The following is a 15,281-nucleotide window of genomic DNA, read 5'->3' as shown; positions in this document are numbered from 1 at the left end:
GTCACGGCGTGCTGGTCGTGGTGCTGGCCCTGCTGGCGGCGCTGGCCAACGCCGCGTCCACGGTGCTGCAACGGCGGGCCGCTGCGGCCGAACCGGAGGCGGGCGCGGGTGTGCGCGGGGCCGTGCGCTGGCTCGGCCGGGTGCTGCGCAATCCCTACTGGCTCGCCGGTGCCGGGATGCTGATCGTGACGACCGTGCTGCAGGCCGCGGCGCTCGGCGTGGGCAGTCTCGCGCTGGTCCAGCCGCTGATGGCCACCGAGCTGATGTTCACGCTCGTGGTCGGCAGCGTCGTCTTCCACCGCCGTCCGGACCGCAGGACCTGGCTGGCGTTCTTCTCCCTGGCCACCGGGCTGGCGGTGTTCCTGACCTCCGTCGCTCCGGCCCCGGGGCGGTCCACCGCCACCGCGGGGACGTGGCTCGTGACCGGGGGGGTGACCCTGGGTGTCGTGGTGGTCCTGGTGGTGACGGCCCGCGCGGTGGGGAGCGCGGCGCGCGCGGCGCTCCTCGGGCTGGCGTCGGCCGTGTCGTTCTCCCTGACGGCTGCGCTGATGAAGGAGGTGACCGGCAGAATCCCGGACGGGGCGGGCGCCGTGCTGGGCACGTGGCCGCTGTACGCCACCGCCGTCGCCGGAGTGACCGCCTTCCTGTTGGCGCAGGGCGCGTTCCGTGCCGGCACACTGGCGGCGTCCGCGCCCGCGCTGACCCTCGGCGACGCGCTGACGAGTGTGGGGCTGGGGTGGGCGGTGTTCGGGGAGGGAATCACCCTCGGTGTGCTGGTGGTGCCCGCGGTGGCCGGTGTGCTGCTCATCGGCGTGGGCGCCGCGGAGCTGGCCCGTGCCCCGTCGGTCTCCGGAGGCTGGGACACGACGTCGCGGCGCTCGGGCAGCGGCTCCCCCCGTCCGGTGTCCTAGGCGCTCCGAGCGCCCACGCGGAAAGGAGTCGGTCCCGATGTCCCCGTTCGCCGGCCCCTCGCTCGTACGGTGGGCGACCGCCGTGCTGGCTCCTCCGGCCGCCGTCGCCGCGGTCCACATCGCTCCGGCCGCCACCTGGCTGCCCGTCGTACGCCGCGGCGTCCCGCGCCTCGCCGGTGTGGGCCGCCCCGGCCATGTCGCCCTGACCTTCGACGACGGACCCGACCCGGACTCCACCCCGCGCTTCCTCGACGCGCTGGAGGAGCTCGGGATCCGGGCGACCTTCTTCGTCCTGGGCGACGGCGCCGTACGGCATCCCTCGGTGGTGCGGGAGACCTTCCGCCGGGGACACGAGCTGGCCGTGCACGGCTGGAGCCACGACCGCCCGTGGCTGCCGGCGCCGGCGGACGACGTACGCGCCCTGCTGCGGGCCGCCGGCGCCGTCGCCGAGCTGACGGGCCGGCGCCCCCGCTGGTACCGGCCGCCCTACGGCATACTCACCTCCGGGCGCTGGGCGGCAGCGCGTGCGGCGGGCCTGCGCCCAGTGCTGTGGACCGCCTGGGGCAGGGACTGGACCGCCGGGGCCACCGCGGCGTCGGTGCGCTCGGCCGTGACGGCCGGTCTGCGCGGCGGGGGCACCGTGCTGCTGCACGACACGGACCGGATGGCGGCACCCGGCTGCTGGCGGGCCACGCTGGCCGCGCTGCCCGGCATCGTGGACGACTGCCGGAGGGCGGGCCTGGCGGTCGGCCCGCTCGCCGAACACGGCGTGGACCACCGCTGAGCGGGCGTCCGCACCCGGTCCGCTTGACCTTGACACCGTGACAAGGTCTTCACTGCGGACCAGGAGGTGGTCCCGATGACCGCGCACGAAGAGCACACGGACCTCGTACGACGGATGTTCCAGGGGCTGGAGCACGCCGACGCGTCGACGCGCCTGCGGGCGGCACTGGCGGCTGGCTCGGCCCCGGACCCCCGGTGGGTCGGCAGACTCGTCGAACGCAGTGCGGTCGAGCCCGTCTTCCATGTGCGGGACATGCTGACCTGGGCGCTCACCCGGCACCCGCCGTCGGCCACGGTCCCGAGGCTCGTCGGGGAAGTCCGCTCGGACCGTGCTCAGGCACGGAGCCAGGCGCTGCACACGCTGTCCAAGATCGGGGACCGCCGGGCGTGGCCGGCGATCACCCGGGCGGTCCTGACCGACGCGGACGACGAGGTGGCGCGGAGCGCCTGGCGGGCGGCGGTGGTCCTGGTGCCCGCGGGTGAGGAAGGCGCGCTGGCCGAGGTGCTGGCGACCCAGCTCGGGCGCGGCGGGAGGCGGACGCAGCTGAGTCTCGGCCGGGCGCTGGCCGCGCTCGGGGAGGCGAGTGTGCCGGTCCTGCACGCCGCGACGGCGGACCCCGACCCACGGGTGCGGCAGCACGCGATCGCCACGCAACGGCTGATGAGCGACCCTGATGCCGGGTTCGAGTACGCGATCGAGGAGGCGAAGCGCATCGTGGCCCTGGGCGCGGCGGGCGAGAAGGAGTGACGCAGGGTGCTGATCGGTGAGGTGGCACGGCGGTCCGGGGTCAGCGCCCGCATGCTCAGGCACTACGAGCGGCTCGGCCTGGTACGGCCGTCGGGCCGGACCGCGGGCGGCTACCGGGAGTACTCCGGCGAGGACATCCGGCGGATCTTCCACATCGAGAGCCTGCGGTCGCTGGGCCTGTCACTGCATGAGGTCGGGCGCGCGCTGGACGATCCGGGGTTCGCGCTCGGCCGGATCGTCGACGACCTGGTGCTGCGGACGCGGGAGCGGATCGCCCGTGAGACGGAGCTCCTCACCCGGCTCCGCCGGATCGGTGCCGCGCGGCCCGCCGACTGGGAGGACGTCCTGCAGACCGTCGCCCTCCTGCACGCCCTGGGATCGGAGAGCGCGGGCCGGCGCCAGAGCGCGGCCCTGTCCTCGACGGCGGAGGTGCCGGCGGAGGCGCTGGCCGAGGCGGTGCTGGGCGAGACGGACCCGAACGTCGCCGGAGCCCTGCGCTGGGCACTGGCACGCTCGGGCGGCGGGCCGGCGCTGCTGGCGGAGGGGCTCGCTTCACCACGGGCCGAGGTGCGGGAGCGCGCGGTCCGTGCCCTCGCCGAGATGACGGACGACGCGGCGACCGCGCTGCTGCGGGACGCCCTCACGCACTCCGACCCCGTGGTGCGCGGGCACGCGGCCGTGGCGTCGGGGACCCGGGGGGTGGCCGAGGCGGTTCCGACGCTCGTCGACATGATCGTCGGGGCGACGAACGACGTGGATGCGGCGGACGCCCTGGGCGAGCTGGCGCGTGATCCCGGGACGGCGGACCGGATCGCGGCCGGGCTCGTCGGCCGCCTGAGCGACGACGCTCTCGACGTGTCCGCACGCCGGCGGCTGACGCAGGCGCTCGCGGACATCCCGGGGCGCACGGCCTCCCGCGCGCTGGCCGGGCTGACGCAGGACACGGACCGGGGCGTCGCGCTCACCGCGACGTATGTGCTCCGGCTGCGCGAAGCACGGGGGACGGACACGGGGACGGAATCACCCCGCTGAACCCGGAACCGCCTCCGGCCCATGACGTCCGATGATCCGGAACGTCCGATGTGAGGTTCGATATACCTTTTCGTTCCGGGCGGCATGTAGCTTGGCCGACTGCTCTCGCGCACTTTCCCGCCATATCGGGTGCACGCTACAACGATCGTTCAGGAGACTCATGCGCCCCCGGATGCCTTCCGTCCCCCGGATAACGTCCCTCCCGCCCCTCGCCCTCGCGGGCGGCGCGCTCACCATCGGCGTCGGCGGTCTGTATCTCGCCGGGCTGCTGGTCACCGGAGGGGAGATCGAGGCGGGTACGACGGTGCGCGGCGTGGACCTCGGGGGTCTGACCCGCGAGGAGGCCGCCCGCACGCTGGAACGGCAGCTGGCGGGCCCGGAAGCACTCCCGGTGAAGGTCGGCGACCGCCGCGCCACCGTCGATCCCCGGCAGGCGGGCTACACCGTCGACATCCCGGCGACCCTCGACCGCGCGACGCCCACCGGCGCCGATCCGGTCAGCGCGATCGGCGGGCTGTTCCGGTCGGGGGGTGCCATCGAGCCGGTCGTCCACGTCGACGAGGACAAGGCCCGTGCCGCGCTCGGGAAGGTGGCGGACACGGTCGACCAGAAGGCCCGCGACGGCGCCGTCTCGTTCAAGGACGGCCGCGTCGAGCAGGTCGCCCCGCGCACCGGATACGCGCTGGACGTGGACGCCTCGGTGGACGCCCTGCGCGCCCCCTTCCTGCGCGGCCCGGCGGACCCGGTCACGGTGCTCCCCGCACGCGAGACCGCGCCGAAGGTCACCGCGGACGAGGTACGGCGGGCGGTGCACGCGTTCGCGCGGCCCGCGATGTCGGCGCCGGTCACGCTCACCGCCGGCGGCGAACGGTTCACGCTCTCCCCGGCCGTGCTGGGCAAGCACCTGACGATGCGGCCGGACGACGACGGCAGGCTGACGCCGAAGCTCGACAGCAAGGGCCTGCGCGCGGCGCCGGAGGTGGCCGGCCCTCTCAACAAGCTCCCCGCCGCGCCGCGCAACGCGCAACTGGCGCCGTCGGGTGACAAGGCCGTGGTGACCGCCGATGCCAGGGCCGGTCTCGAGGTCACCGACAAGGCACTGGGCAAGGCCGTCCTGCCCCTGCTCACCCGGTCCGGCACCGACCGCGCCGGAGAGGTGGACACACGGCGGATCCAGCCCGAGGTCACCCGCGAGAACGCCGCCCGCCTGGGGCTGACGGAAAAGCTGTCCTCCTTCACCGTCAACTTCGAGCCCGCCGCCTACCGCACGACGAACGTCGGCCGCGCCGTGGACCTCATCAACGGCTCCGTCGTCATGCCCGGCGAGACCTGGAGCTTCAACCGGACCGTCGGCGCGCGCACCAAGGCCAACGGCTTCGTCGACGGCATCATGATCTACGACGACCAGTACGCCAAGGCCCCCGGCGGCGGGGTCTCCGCGGTCGCCACCACGGTCTTCAACGCCATGTTCTTCGCGGGCGTCAAGCCCGTCGAGCACGGCGCCCACTCCTTCTACATCGAGCGCTACCCCGAGGGCCGGGAGGCGACGGTCGCCTGGGGCAGCCTCGACCTGAAGTTCGCCAACGACTCCGGCAAGGCCGTGTACATCCAGGCCGAGTCCACCGAGACCTCGGTGACCGTCAGCTTCCTGGGCACCAAGAAGTACGACGAGATCACCTCGGTCAAGGGGCCGCGCACCCGGGTCCAGCAGCCGGGGACGAAGGTGAGCACCGACGAGCAGTGCGTGCCGCAGACCCCGCTCGAGGGCTTCGACGTCACCGTGGAGCGGGTCTTCCGCGACGAGGGCCGGGAGGTGAAGCGGGAACCGTTCCGCACGCACTACGCCCCGCGCAACGAGATCGTCTGCGAAGAGACACCGGACGAACTCTGAGGGCGCCGGACGCCCGGGGCGGGGCGGGGCTCACGCCTCCCCGCGCGCCTTCATCACCGCCTTGTTGAGGACCCACAGCCCGATGCCGATGGCCAGCAGCACGCCCGCCCGGATGTAGACGTTCGCGGGCCGGTCGGAGAGCGGACCGGCCAGGACGAGGGCGGTGACCGCGCCGAGCACCGGCAGAGCCGTCGGGGCGCGGAAGTGGTCGTGTGCGACGCGGTCGCGGCGCAGCACGAGGACGGCGATGTTGACGACGGCGAAGACGCACAGGAGCAGGAAGGACGTGGTGTCACCGAGGCCGGCGATCTCCCCGGTGGAGACCAGGCCGATGGCCAGGACGGAGACGAACACGATGCCGACGACGGGGGTGCGGCGGCTGGGCAGTACACGGCCCAGGGCGCGCGGCAGGATGCGTTCGTTCGCCATGCCGTAGCACAGACGGGACGCCATCATGATGTTGATCAGCGCCGAGTTGGTGACCGCGAACAGGGCGATCAGGGCGAAGAGCCTGGGCGGGAAGTCGAGCCCGCCGGCCTTGACGACCTCCAGCAGCGGGCCGCTGGACTCCCCCAGCACGCGGTAGTCGACGAGGAGCGAGGAGACCAGGGCGACCAGCACGTAGAGGGCGCCGGTGACGGTGACGCCGATGAAGATGGCACGCGGGAACGTACGGGCCGGATCCCTGGTCTCCTCGGCCATGTTGACGGAGTCCTCGAAGCCGACGAAGGCGAAGAAGGCGAGCGCGGTGGCACCCAGCACGCTGGTGATCAGCTCGATACCGCCGCCCTCCACCCGGAATTCGCCGAGCCGGCCCGGTTCGCCCTCACCGGTCAGGACCGCCCAGGCGCCGATCGCGAGAATGACGACCAGACCGGTCAGCTCGACCAGAGTGAGGACCACGTTGGTCTTCACGGACTCCGACACGCCCCGCAGGTTCAGCGCCGCCAGCGCGAGGATGAACAAGATGGCGATGAAGGTGGGCGGGAAGAAGTCCGTGAACTCGGCCAGGTAGTCGCCGCCGAAGGCGCGGGCCGCCGCGCTCGCCGAGGACAGGCCCGAGCACATGACCATGAAGGCGACGATGAAGGTCAGGAACGGGACCTGGAACGCCTTCTGCGTGTAGAGGGCGGCACCCGCCGCCTTCGGGTACTTGCCGACGAGTTCGACGTACGAGGCCGCGGTCAGGAGGGCCACGGCGAACCCGATGACGAACGGCAGCCACAGGGCCCCGCCGACCTTGCCTGCGACCTCCCCGGTCGTGGCGTAGATGCCGGTGCCGAGGATGTCGCCGACCACGAACAGCACCATCAGCCGGGGGCCGATGACGCGCCGCAGCGAGGGTTCCTCTCCTCCGCCCGGTGAACCGGTCGCGTCCTCTCCGGGTGTGGACATGAAGGCTCCCCGCTGAGGCGTTCCGCACTGAACACGGTGTTGCCTGCCCGGCGGGCCCGTACGTGATACCTGTGCCTGGTGCATTCGGGGTACGTCCGCGGCACACCCGCGCGGCGCCGGTCAGTCCCGGAGCACGTGCGCCAGTACCTCGGCCGCGCTGATCCCGGGCTCCTTGGTCGCGGTGAGCAGCGTCAGCGGACCTTTCGCGGCGAGTTCACGCAGGTGCTCCACGGCCTCCGCGTGCTCGGCGTCCTCGAGTTCGGTCCGGTAGCGGCGGCCGAATTCGGAGAACTTCTCCGGATCGTGGCCGTACCACTTGCGCAGTTCGGTCGAGGGTGCGACCTGCTTGCACCACTCGTCGAGCCGGGCGTCGTCCTTGCTCATGCCGCGGGGCCAGATGCGGTCGACCAGCACTCTGGTGCCATCGGCTGGCTCGGGCTCCTCGTAGACGCGGCGGACCCGGACGGTCCTGTGGTGTGTCATGAGGGACCTCCTGGTGGGACGTCACACGTAGTAGCGGGCGATGATCTCGAGGCGCTCCACTTCGCCGGGCCCCGGGTGGGCCACCAGCACGGGCAGGCCGCTGGGGTCCCGGCCCTCGATGAGGGTGAAGCCTTCCTCGTGCCGGACGTCGACACGGTCGGAGCGGGCCCTGAGCACGCGCTCACACCGCTGGAAGTCGTCGGGGCCGTCCGCCGCCCAGATCACGTACTGTGCGCCGACGTGGCCCACCGGGTGCGGGGCCGTGGGGCCCACCGTGCGCAGGTACACCTGGAAGCCGCCCCGGTTCACGAGCAGCGCGGCCGTGGCGGTGCGGACCGTGAGCTCCATGTTCAGCAGCTCCTGGTAGAAGTCCGCCGACTCGTCGTGGTCACGGACGAACAGCACGACCGAGGCGAGCCTCGGACCGTAACCGCCGGGTTCGGCGCCGGCCGCCTCCGGACCGTCCGGAAGCGGTGCGGGGGGCCGACGGGAAGACGCCGCTTCATGTGGAGGTGCCATGTGTCCTTCCGTCCCGCTGTGCCCGGGGGCGCAGCTTTCTCATCGTGAAAGCGATGGGGAACAGGACGACCAGCGTGAGCAACGAGGTCACCACGACCATGGCGTTGACGCGGGGGTCGTCGAAGCTCTGCGTCGCGACGACCATGGAGGCGGCGATGTTGCGCTGTGCCGTGCCCAGCCCCAGCGTCTCGCGGCGGTGCCGCCTTCCGCCTCCGAACCCGTAGCCGATCACGAACGCGCCCAGGATCGCCAGGACGGCGGCCAGAACCGGCGTTCCCCGGGAGAGCAGGGCGCCGATGGTGTGCCGTCCACGACGCGGGTCATCGCCGCGTCGACGACCGAGGCCCGGGAGTCGCCGACGACGTCGCTGGAGACGATCGGCTCCTCCGACAACCCGAGGATGCCCCGGTAGCGGTCGGTGGTGGCCTCCGCGCGGAAGAGGTCGTTCACCTCCTCGACGGTGGTCGGACGGGCGGCGACGAGCGTGATGTCGGCCATCGATCCGACGGGGATCGGGATCCGCACGGCCACGCCGTCGAAGCGGCCGGCCAGTCCCGGGAGCGCCTTGGTGGTCGCGAGCGCGGCGCCGGTGGAGGCGGGAAGCATGTTCGCGGCGCCGGCCCGGCCGCGCCGGAAGTCCTTGGGGCCCGTCGATGAGCTGCTGGGTGGCGGTGTAGGCGTGAATCGTGGTCATCACGGCCCGCTCGACGCCGATCCTCCGGTCCATCACCTCGACCACCGGGGTGATGCAGTTCGTCGTGCAGCTCGCACAGGAGACGGTCTGCTGCCCCGCCGGGGCGGTGTTCACCCCGTGGACCACGGTGGCCATTGTCTCGGTGCGGGCGGGCGCCGACAGGATCACGAAGCGGGCGCCCGCTTCCAGGTGCCGGGCCAGCTCCTCCTCGCGCCGGAAGACGCCCGTGCACTCCAGGACGAGGTCGATGTCCAGGTCGCGCCACGGGAGCTCGGCCGGGTCGCGGCGGCTGTACAGCGGGACGGTGCGCCCGTCGACGACCAGCGCGTCGCCGTCCGCGGTGACGGGCTTGCCGTAACGGCCGTACACGGTGTCGTAGGTGAGCAGGTAGGCCAGGTTCTCGGCGGGACCAGGTCGTTGACGGCGGTCACTTCCACCCCGTCCAGGTCGTGGAGGATCTTGAACGCGGCCCGCCCGATGCGTCCGAGCCCGTTGATCGCGATCTTCGCCATCCGGCATCTCCTCGCCATCATTCCAGGACACATGCGTGCGAATCTCCGACTCCCTCCATCCGTCGTATCACCGCTCCGCTCCCCGCGCAGGCCGGGTGCCCGGGCGGCGTCCGGCCTGCGCGGGCATCCGGCCTTGCTTGCGGCGGGCCGTCGGCGGAGTGAGCCTGGAGGGGGAACAGGAGGCGTGATGGGCGGCCTGGTCGTGGTGGGCGTGGACGGTTCGGAGGCGAGCCTGTCCGCGGTGGAGGCCGCGGCACGGGAGGCACGGTGGCGCGGCGCGCAGCTGCGGCTGGTGCACGCGTTCGTCTGGCCCGCCCTGCACGCGCCGCCGAGCCCGTCGCCGCTGGGGCCGCCGGAGGGCGGCGTGCACGAGATGGTGGTACGCCTGCTCGACGAGGCCGACCGGCGCGCCAGGACGACGGCACCGGACATCGACGTCTCCGGCGTCGTGATGGCGGGCGAGGCGCTGACGGTCCTCGAGGCGCAGTCGCGTGCCGCGGAACTCGTGGTGGTCGGCTCGCGCGGCCTGGGGGGTTTCGCCGGGCTGCTGGCGGGATCGACGGCGGTGCACCTGGCGGCGCGCGGCCGGTGCCCCGTACTCGTGGTCCGCCGGCAGGGCCAGGACACGGGGCCGGTCGTGGTGGGCGTCGACGGCTCCGCCGCCGGTGCCGGCGCGGTGGACTTCGCCTTCGCCGAGGCGGCACTGCGCGGGGCCGGCATCGTCGCTCTGCACGCCTGGACGCCGTGGAACACGCCGGTGCCGGCGTCGTGGAGCGCTCACATGCCGTACGCGATCGAGCCGGAGGCGCTGGCCGCGCGGGAGGAACGGCTCCTGCACGAGGCGCTGGCCGGCCGCCGGGAGGCGTATCCGGGTGTGCGGGTGAAGCACGAGGTGGTCCGGGGCGGGGCACGGGAGGCACTGATCGAGGCGAGCCGCACGGCCCAGTTGCTGGTGGTCGGTGCGCGCGGACGCGGCGGCTTCGCCGGACTGCTGCTGGGATCCGTGAGCCAGGCCGTGCTGCAGCACGCGCGGTGCCCGGTCGCGGTCATCCGCGGTACCGCCGACGGCTCCTGACCGCCTCTCAGCAGGGGGGAGCATGCTCTCCCGTACTTGTCCAAGAACGTGGAAACGGGACAGCACACGGAATGACGCCCTCTGGACACCCACACCGACAAGACCCAACATGGACGCGTACATGACGTCCGCCGCAACCTGCTCTGACGAGCCGTAATCCCTCCGCCGCCGACCCTCTCAGAGAACTGTGTCCTGAATATTTTCTCCAACGGGGTGAGGTATCTTGAACCAGTCATGTACCGGTCTCATCGACCCGACGGACAGCGCGGCGGCGAGAGACCGACCGGGAGCCGGGGCGCGGGACGCGTCGCGTGGGCCACGCTTCGAGACGGTTTCGATCTCCTCCCTCGTACCCGGTGACTCTCCGCGCTCGGAACAGGACCAGGAGCACATCGCCCGGCTTGCCGAGATCGAGGAGCCGTTGCCGCCGATTCTCGTCGAACGCCGCAGCATGAGGGTGATCGACGGGATGCATCGCCTTCTCGCCATGGTGCTCAAGGGGCACGAGACGATCGAGGTCGAGTTCTTCGACGGCACCGCGGAGGACGCCTTCCTCCGCGGGGTCACGGCCAATGTGACGCACGGGCTTCCGCTGTCGCACGCCGACCGGAAAGCGGCCGCCGCGCGGATCGTCCGGTCGCACCCACACATGTCCGACCGGGCCATCGCGCGGGCCGCGGGCCTGGGGGCCAAGACCGTCGCAGCCGTCCGGCGCAGCGCCGGCGACGCGCTGACCTGCGTGAACGCGCGCGTCGGGAGAGACGGCAAGGTACGCCCGCTCAACAGCGCGGAGGGCCGCCTCAGGGCCGCCGAAGTACTGGCCGAACGCCCGGAGGCCTCCTTGCGTGAGGTGGCACGGATCGCCGGAATCTCCCCGGCGACGGTGAGCGACGTACGCAAACGCATCGCGGTCGGCGAACTGCCGGTGACCGTACGGCCGGGCACGGCCGATCCACGGGAGAACGCCGCCGCCACGCCCGCCCAGGACCTCTGCGCCGGAGGCAGCCGGAGCCCGAAGCAGAACGCCCAGGTCGATCCCACTCCCATTCTCAGAAAACTCCTGCGGGACCCTTCGCTGCGTCACAACGAGGACGGCCGGAACCTGTTGCGGCTGCTTCAGCAGAACGCCGCCGCCATGTCGTCGGAACTGACCGTCGTCGTACCACCCCATTGCAGAGAACTCGTGGTGAAGCTGGCGCGCCAGTACGCCGAGATCTGGGGCGAGTTCGCAAGGGAGCTGGAGATCATGACCAAGGCGCTCGACGTGTCGAGGTGATCCGGCGTACTCCGGGGCACTCGCGTGCCGATACGCCACACAGGTCTGATTGCCACCCCACGCACCAGAGGTCATCCATCACCCACCAGCCCTGATCACGGACGGTGACGGGAACGGGTGAGGCCTCGGTTGACTCCTGAGACGGCTAACCGCTATTCATGAGCCAGCCGTTAGGGGAATGCATGCAAGACGTCGTGTTGGCGATGCTCGCGAAGGAGCCATCGCACGGCTACCACCTGCGCGCGTGGCTGCGGCGGGCCCTCGGTCCGCTCGGAGAGTCGATGAACGCGGGCCAGATCTATGTGACGTTGGCCCGGCTGGAACGAGCCGGACTGGTCGTGCACGAACGATGGAAAGGGCCGCCGGACCGCAAGGTGTACGCGCTGGCGCCCGCCGGACAGCAGCGGTTGGCCGCCTGGCTGACCGAGGTGAACTGGCCGAAGCTGGACCTGGCCGAGCTCCACCTCAAACTGGCGGTGGCGAAGGCCGCCGGGCTCGCCGATCCGGTGGACCTGGTGGCCGCGTACCGCCGCGAGCTGCTCGGACGCCTGCGCCAGGTGCAGCGCACGCTGCTGGAGGAACCGGACGGCTCGGTCGCCGGCTTGCTGCTGGAGGGCGTCGCCCTGCGATTGCAGGGCGACCTGCGCTGGTTGCGCGCCTGTGAGCAATTTTGGTCAAGGGTCGAAAACGAAGCCGAGGATGGATGAACCAGTTCGACGCGGTGCTGCAGGCCCGCGACCTGTTCAGGACACATGGCCAGGGGGAAAGCCTGGTTCACGCGGTGGACGGCGTCGACCTCGACGTACAGCCCGGACAGATGCTGGCCGTCATGGGGCCCAGCGGCTGCGGCAAATCCACCCTGCTGCATCTGATGGGCGGCCTGGAGCGGCCCACCGACGGTGAGGTGTGGCTGGCCGGCCGGCGTATCGACACCCTCAGCGAACGCGCTCTGGCTCAACTGCGCCGCCGGTCGGTGGGCTTCATCTTCCAGGCCTTCCACCTGGTCGAGGAGCTGTCGGCGGCGGAGAACGTGGAACTGCCCGTCCTGCTGGCCGGACGCTCGCTGCGCACGGCCCGGCGCCGCGCGGACCAGTTGCTGGAGCAGGTCGGGCTGCCCGACCGCGCCCGGCATCTGCCCTGGCAGCTCTCGGGCGGCCAGCGCCAGCGGGTGGCCATCGCCCGCGCCCTGGCCAACGATCCGCTGGTGCTGCTGGCCGACGAGCCGACCGGCAACCTGGACACGGCGGCGACCCTCGACGTGCTGCGGCTCTTCGGGGAGCTGCGTGCCGCCGGGCAGACCCTTGTGATCGTCACCCACGACGAGCGGGTCGCGGCCACCGCCGACCGGCTCGTGTCGATGCGCGACGGCAGACTGGTCGACGACGCGTGGATGGCGGACCGCAGGCAGGTCGTGGACGGCAGCCACGGCTGGGAGGGCTGACGTTCATGGGCCGTCTCATCCTGCTCTTCCGCCTCGTCTGGTCCGACCTGCGCCGCCATCCAGGCCAGGCCGCGATGCTCCTCCTCTCCCTCACGGTCACCACCGGCATGCTGGCTCTGGGCGCGTCGCTCGGCGGGGCGACCGAGACGCTCTACCGTCACACACGCGACGCCACGGCCGGTCCGGACGGGGTCGTCGTCTCCCCCGCCGACTCCACCGCCACGACCCGCGCCCAGGCCAAGCTGACCAGCGACCCCGCGGTCGCCGCCCACAGCGGTCCATACCTCCAGTACTACTCGAAGCTCAAGGCGAAGGGTTCCACCTCGCACGTGGTGATCACCGCCTCCGACACGAAACCGGGCCCGGTGGACCGCCCCCTGGTGACCTCCGGGACCTGGGTGCGCCCCGGGGGTGTCGTAGTCGAACGGGGCTTCGCCACCGCGCTGGGCGTCGACGTCGGCGACCGCGTCACGGTCGCGGGCCGCTCCATGCCGGTCATCGGGACGGCCGTGAGCGCCGCCAGCATGGTCTATCCGTTCGCGCAGATGAGCGGTCCCGGTGGCGGGCCGAACGACTACAGCGGCCGGGTCTGGGTGACCGAGGAGGAGACCAGGGCGCTGAACGCCGACGATCTGCCGGCGGCCTCCCTCCTCTACCTGAAACTGCGCGACCCGGACGCCACCCAGGCGTTCCTGAACAATCACCGCGGCGAGTTCAACGGGACCTTCCACACCTGGCAGTTCATCGTCCAGCAGGATTCCACGATCATCAAGGGCGGCCAGCCCATCCTGGTCATCGGCAGCTGGCTGCTGAGCTTCCTCGCCCTCGCCGGCGTGGCCACCCTCGCCGCGGGACGCGCCGCCAAGCAGACCCGCCGCGTGGGGCTGCTCAAGGCCGTCGGTGCCACACCCGGTCTCATCGCCGCCGTACTGCTCACCGAATACGTGATCCTGGCGCTGCTCGCCGACGCGCTGGGCCTGCTGGCCGCGCGGTTCGCCCAGCCCGTCGTCGTCAACCCGACCGCCAGCCTGCTGACCACCTCCGCGTGGCCGAGCGGCGGCATCATCGTCCTCACCACGGTCGTGGCCCTGGCCGTGGCCGTCCTCACCAGCCTCGGTCCGACCGTGCGGGCCATGCGCACCGAAACGGCCGCCGCGCTGGCCGACACGGCAGTCCGGCCGCCCGACCGCCGGGCCCGGCTGACCCGGCTGTCCGCGATGCTGCCGGTCCCGGTCCTGCTCGGGCTGCGCCTGATCGCCCGCCGGCCCGGCCGCGCGTTCCTCCAGGCGTGCGGCATCACCGCCACCGTCATCACCATCACGGCACTGCTGATCATTTTCGTCCAGCGCCAGTTCAGCTACGGCATCGATTCTCCCCGCCTGGAGAACCTGAAGGACGCTCACAGCCGGGAGATGATCGTGGCGGTCGCCGCCTCGCTGGTGATCCTCGCCGCCGTGAACACCCTCACGGCCACCTGGACCACTGCGCTGGAGGCCCGGCACACCATGGCCGTCGCGCGCACGCTCGGCGCGACTCCCGGGCAGGTCACGGCTGGGCTGTCCGCCGCCCAGCTCCTGCCCGCGGTGCCCGGCGCGCTCGTCGGCATCCCCCTGGGCATGGCCTTCGTCTGGCCCTTCAGCAACGCCAAAACGGTCTACCCGCCGGCATGGTGGCTGTTCGGCGCCGCGTTCGCGACCGTCCTGGCCACCGCCGCGCTCACGGCCCTGCCCGCCCGCATCGCGGCACGCCGATCCGTCGCTCAGACCCTCAGCGCCGAGACCACCTGAGTGTCCCGTCGGCCGCCGGGGCCGTCCGGTTCTGCATATCGGACGGCTCCGTGCGGTGTGCAGGACGGCCCCGTGCGGCGCACGGGGCCGTCGACCGACAATGCCGACTGGAGGACCGTCGGTTCAGTTCGCCGTCCGGCGGATGGTGGCCAGCCAGGCGTGGGCCTTCCTGCCGAACTGAGGAGCGACCTCGAACGTCTCCGGGACGACGTCCACCACCTCCCACCCCTCCTCGAACACCTCGCGCAACTCGTCCTGTGCTATCCGCCGAGGGCCGAGTGCGCCGGGCTGCCGGTCGCTGAAGCACATCAGATGGCACGTGCCGCCCGGTTCCGTCACCGATGTGAGGCTGCTGACGTACCGCCGGCGCTCCTCGTCGTCGAGGACATGGAACATCCCCACATCGATGATCGTGTCGAAGGTCGTTCCGAGCGCGGCGAGATCGAGTACGTCGCCGGTCTCCAGACGGACCTTCAGCCCGCGTTCCTCCGCCTTGCGGCGTGCCCTGCCGACGGCGGTCTCCGAGCAGTCGACTCCCGTGGCATCGGCGCCGTGGAGTGCCGCCAGCAGCGTGTGCTCCCCGGTGCCGCAGCCGGCATCGAGCACGTGCCCGGAGAGCTGACCGCTCCCGGCGAGGCGGACGAATGCCTCCTGGGGGCGCCCGCACTCCCAGGGTGCCTGCTCGGCCGCCCGGTATATCGCGTCCCAGTCCGCCGACCGTGTCGCCATTCCAT

At 72.1% G+C, this 15,281-nt stretch carries 15 protein-coding genes and 1 pseudogene; 10 read left to right on the top strand and 6 right to left on the bottom strand.

Annotated features, from left to right (window positions below; genetic code table 11):
• The first annotated feature begins 8 nt into the window (after nucleotides 1-8).
• The 5 genes from AC5L3C_RS33895 to AC5L3C_RS33875 all read left to right on the top strand — a co-directional run bounded on the left by AC5L3C_RS33895 (nucleotide 9) and on the right by AC5L3C_RS33875 (nucleotide 5,365).
• Nucleotides 9-911: a DMT family transporter gene (locus tag AC5L3C_RS33895; RefSeq protein WP_493652927.1), complete on the top strand. Its 903-nt coding sequence runs from the start codon at nucleotides 9-11 to the stop codon at nucleotides 909-911.
• Between the two features lie 37 nt (nucleotides 912-948).
• Complete coding sequence (locus AC5L3C_RS33890) at nucleotides 949-1,695, top strand: polysaccharide deacetylase family protein (protein ID WP_493652926.1); 747 nt, start codon at nucleotides 949-951, stop codon at nucleotides 1,693-1,695.
• Between the two features lie 75 nt (nucleotides 1,696-1,770).
• Nucleotides 1,771-2,442, top strand: coding sequence for a HEAT repeat domain-containing protein (locus AC5L3C_RS33885; RefSeq protein ID WP_493652925.1), 672 nt, complete (start codon nucleotides 1,771-1,773; stop codon nucleotides 2,440-2,442).
• 6 nt (nucleotides 2,443-2,448) lie between these two features.
• Nucleotides 2,449-3,474, top strand: a complete 1,026-nt coding sequence (locus AC5L3C_RS33880) for a MerR family transcriptional regulator (protein ID WP_493652924.1) — start codon at nucleotides 2,449-2,451, stop codon at nucleotides 3,472-3,474.
• A 172-nt stretch (nucleotides 3,475-3,646) separates the two neighbouring features.
• A complete protein-coding gene (locus AC5L3C_RS33875; protein ID WP_493652923.1) occupies nucleotides 3,647-5,365 on the top strand; it encodes a VanW family protein in 1,719 nt (572 codons plus the stop codon).
• Nucleotides 5,366-5,395: 30 nt separating this feature from the next.
• Here AC5L3C_RS33875 and AC5L3C_RS33870 read toward each other — a convergent pair whose 3' ends face one another.
• From AC5L3C_RS33870 to AC5L3C_RS33850, 5 genes and pseudogenes are all read right to left on the bottom strand, one after another.
• On the bottom strand, nucleotides 5,396-6,760 hold the full coding sequence (locus AC5L3C_RS33870) for an APC family permease (protein WP_493652922.1): 1,365 nt from the start codon (nucleotides 6,758-6,760) through the stop codon (nucleotides 5,396-5,398).
• Between the two features lie 120 nt (nucleotides 6,761-6,880).
• Nucleotides 6,881-7,243 carry a DUF488 domain-containing protein gene (locus AC5L3C_RS33865; RefSeq protein WP_125509018.1) on the bottom strand — a complete coding sequence of 121 codons (363 nt, stop codon included), beginning with the start codon at nucleotides 7,241-7,243 and terminating at the stop codon, nucleotides 6,881-6,883.
• 21 nt (nucleotides 7,244-7,264) lie between these two features.
• Complete coding sequence (locus tag AC5L3C_RS33860; protein ID WP_240661363.1) at nucleotides 7,265-7,762, bottom strand: VOC family protein; 498 nt, start codon at nucleotides 7,760-7,762, stop codon at nucleotides 7,265-7,267.
• Entirely contained in the window at nucleotides 7,746-7,994 is a 249-nt protein-coding gene (locus tag AC5L3C_RS33855) for a hypothetical protein (RefSeq protein ID WP_493652921.1), read from the bottom strand. The genes AC5L3C_RS33860 and AC5L3C_RS33855 overlap by 17 nt, the downstream gene beginning before the upstream one ends.
• Nucleotides 7,991-8,975 (bottom strand): annotated as a pseudogene (locus tag AC5L3C_RS33850) (type I glyceraldehyde-3-phosphate dehydrogenase). The gene AC5L3C_RS33855 and the pseudogene AC5L3C_RS33850 overlap by 4 nt, the downstream one beginning before the upstream one ends.
• Nucleotides 8,976-9,155: 180 nt before the next feature.
• Here AC5L3C_RS33850 and AC5L3C_RS33845 point away from each other — a divergent pair.
• The 5 genes from AC5L3C_RS33845 (at nucleotide 9,156) to AC5L3C_RS33825 (ending at nucleotide 14,547) form a co-directional block, all read left to right on the top strand.
• A complete protein-coding gene (locus tag AC5L3C_RS33845) occupies nucleotides 9,156-10,043 on the top strand; it encodes a universal stress protein (RefSeq protein WP_493652920.1) in 888 nt (295 codons plus the stop codon).
• 223 nt (nucleotides 10,044-10,266) lie between these two features.
• Entirely contained in the window at nucleotides 10,267-11,319 is a 1,053-nt protein-coding gene (locus tag AC5L3C_RS33840; protein ID WP_493652919.1) for a transcriptional regulator, read from the top strand.
• A 182-nt stretch (nucleotides 11,320-11,501) separates the two neighbouring features.
• The gene (locus AC5L3C_RS33835) at nucleotides 11,502-12,026 is read left to right on the top strand and encodes a PadR family transcriptional regulator (protein ID WP_493652918.1); all 525 of its coding nucleotides are present in this window, start codon (nucleotides 11,502-11,504) and stop codon (nucleotides 12,024-12,026) included.
• Nucleotides 12,023-12,760 carry an ABC transporter ATP-binding protein gene (locus AC5L3C_RS33830; RefSeq protein ID WP_125509007.1) on the top strand — a complete coding sequence of 246 codons (738 nt, stop codon included), beginning with the start codon at nucleotides 12,023-12,025 and terminating at the stop codon, nucleotides 12,758-12,760. The genes AC5L3C_RS33835 and AC5L3C_RS33830 overlap by 4 nt, the downstream gene beginning before the upstream one ends.
• A 5-nt stretch (nucleotides 12,761-12,765) precedes the next feature.
• Nucleotides 12,766-14,547, top strand: a complete 1,782-nt coding sequence (locus tag AC5L3C_RS33825) for an ABC transporter permease (RefSeq protein WP_493652917.1) — start codon at nucleotides 12,766-12,768, stop codon at nucleotides 14,545-14,547.
• A gap of 123 nt (nucleotides 14,548-14,670) precedes the next feature.
• Here AC5L3C_RS33825 and AC5L3C_RS33820 read toward each other — a convergent pair whose 3' ends face one another.
• Complete coding sequence (locus AC5L3C_RS33820; protein WP_493652916.1) at nucleotides 14,671-15,276, bottom strand: class I SAM-dependent methyltransferase; 606 nt, start codon at nucleotides 15,274-15,276, stop codon at nucleotides 14,671-14,673.
• Between the last annotated feature and the right edge of the window lie 5 nt (nucleotides 15,277-15,281).

The sequence above is a fragment of the Streptomyces speibonae genome, assembly GCF_984686075.1.
Note: the sequence above shows the minus strand (reverse complement) of the source record. Positions and strands in the feature narration are given on the sequence as shown.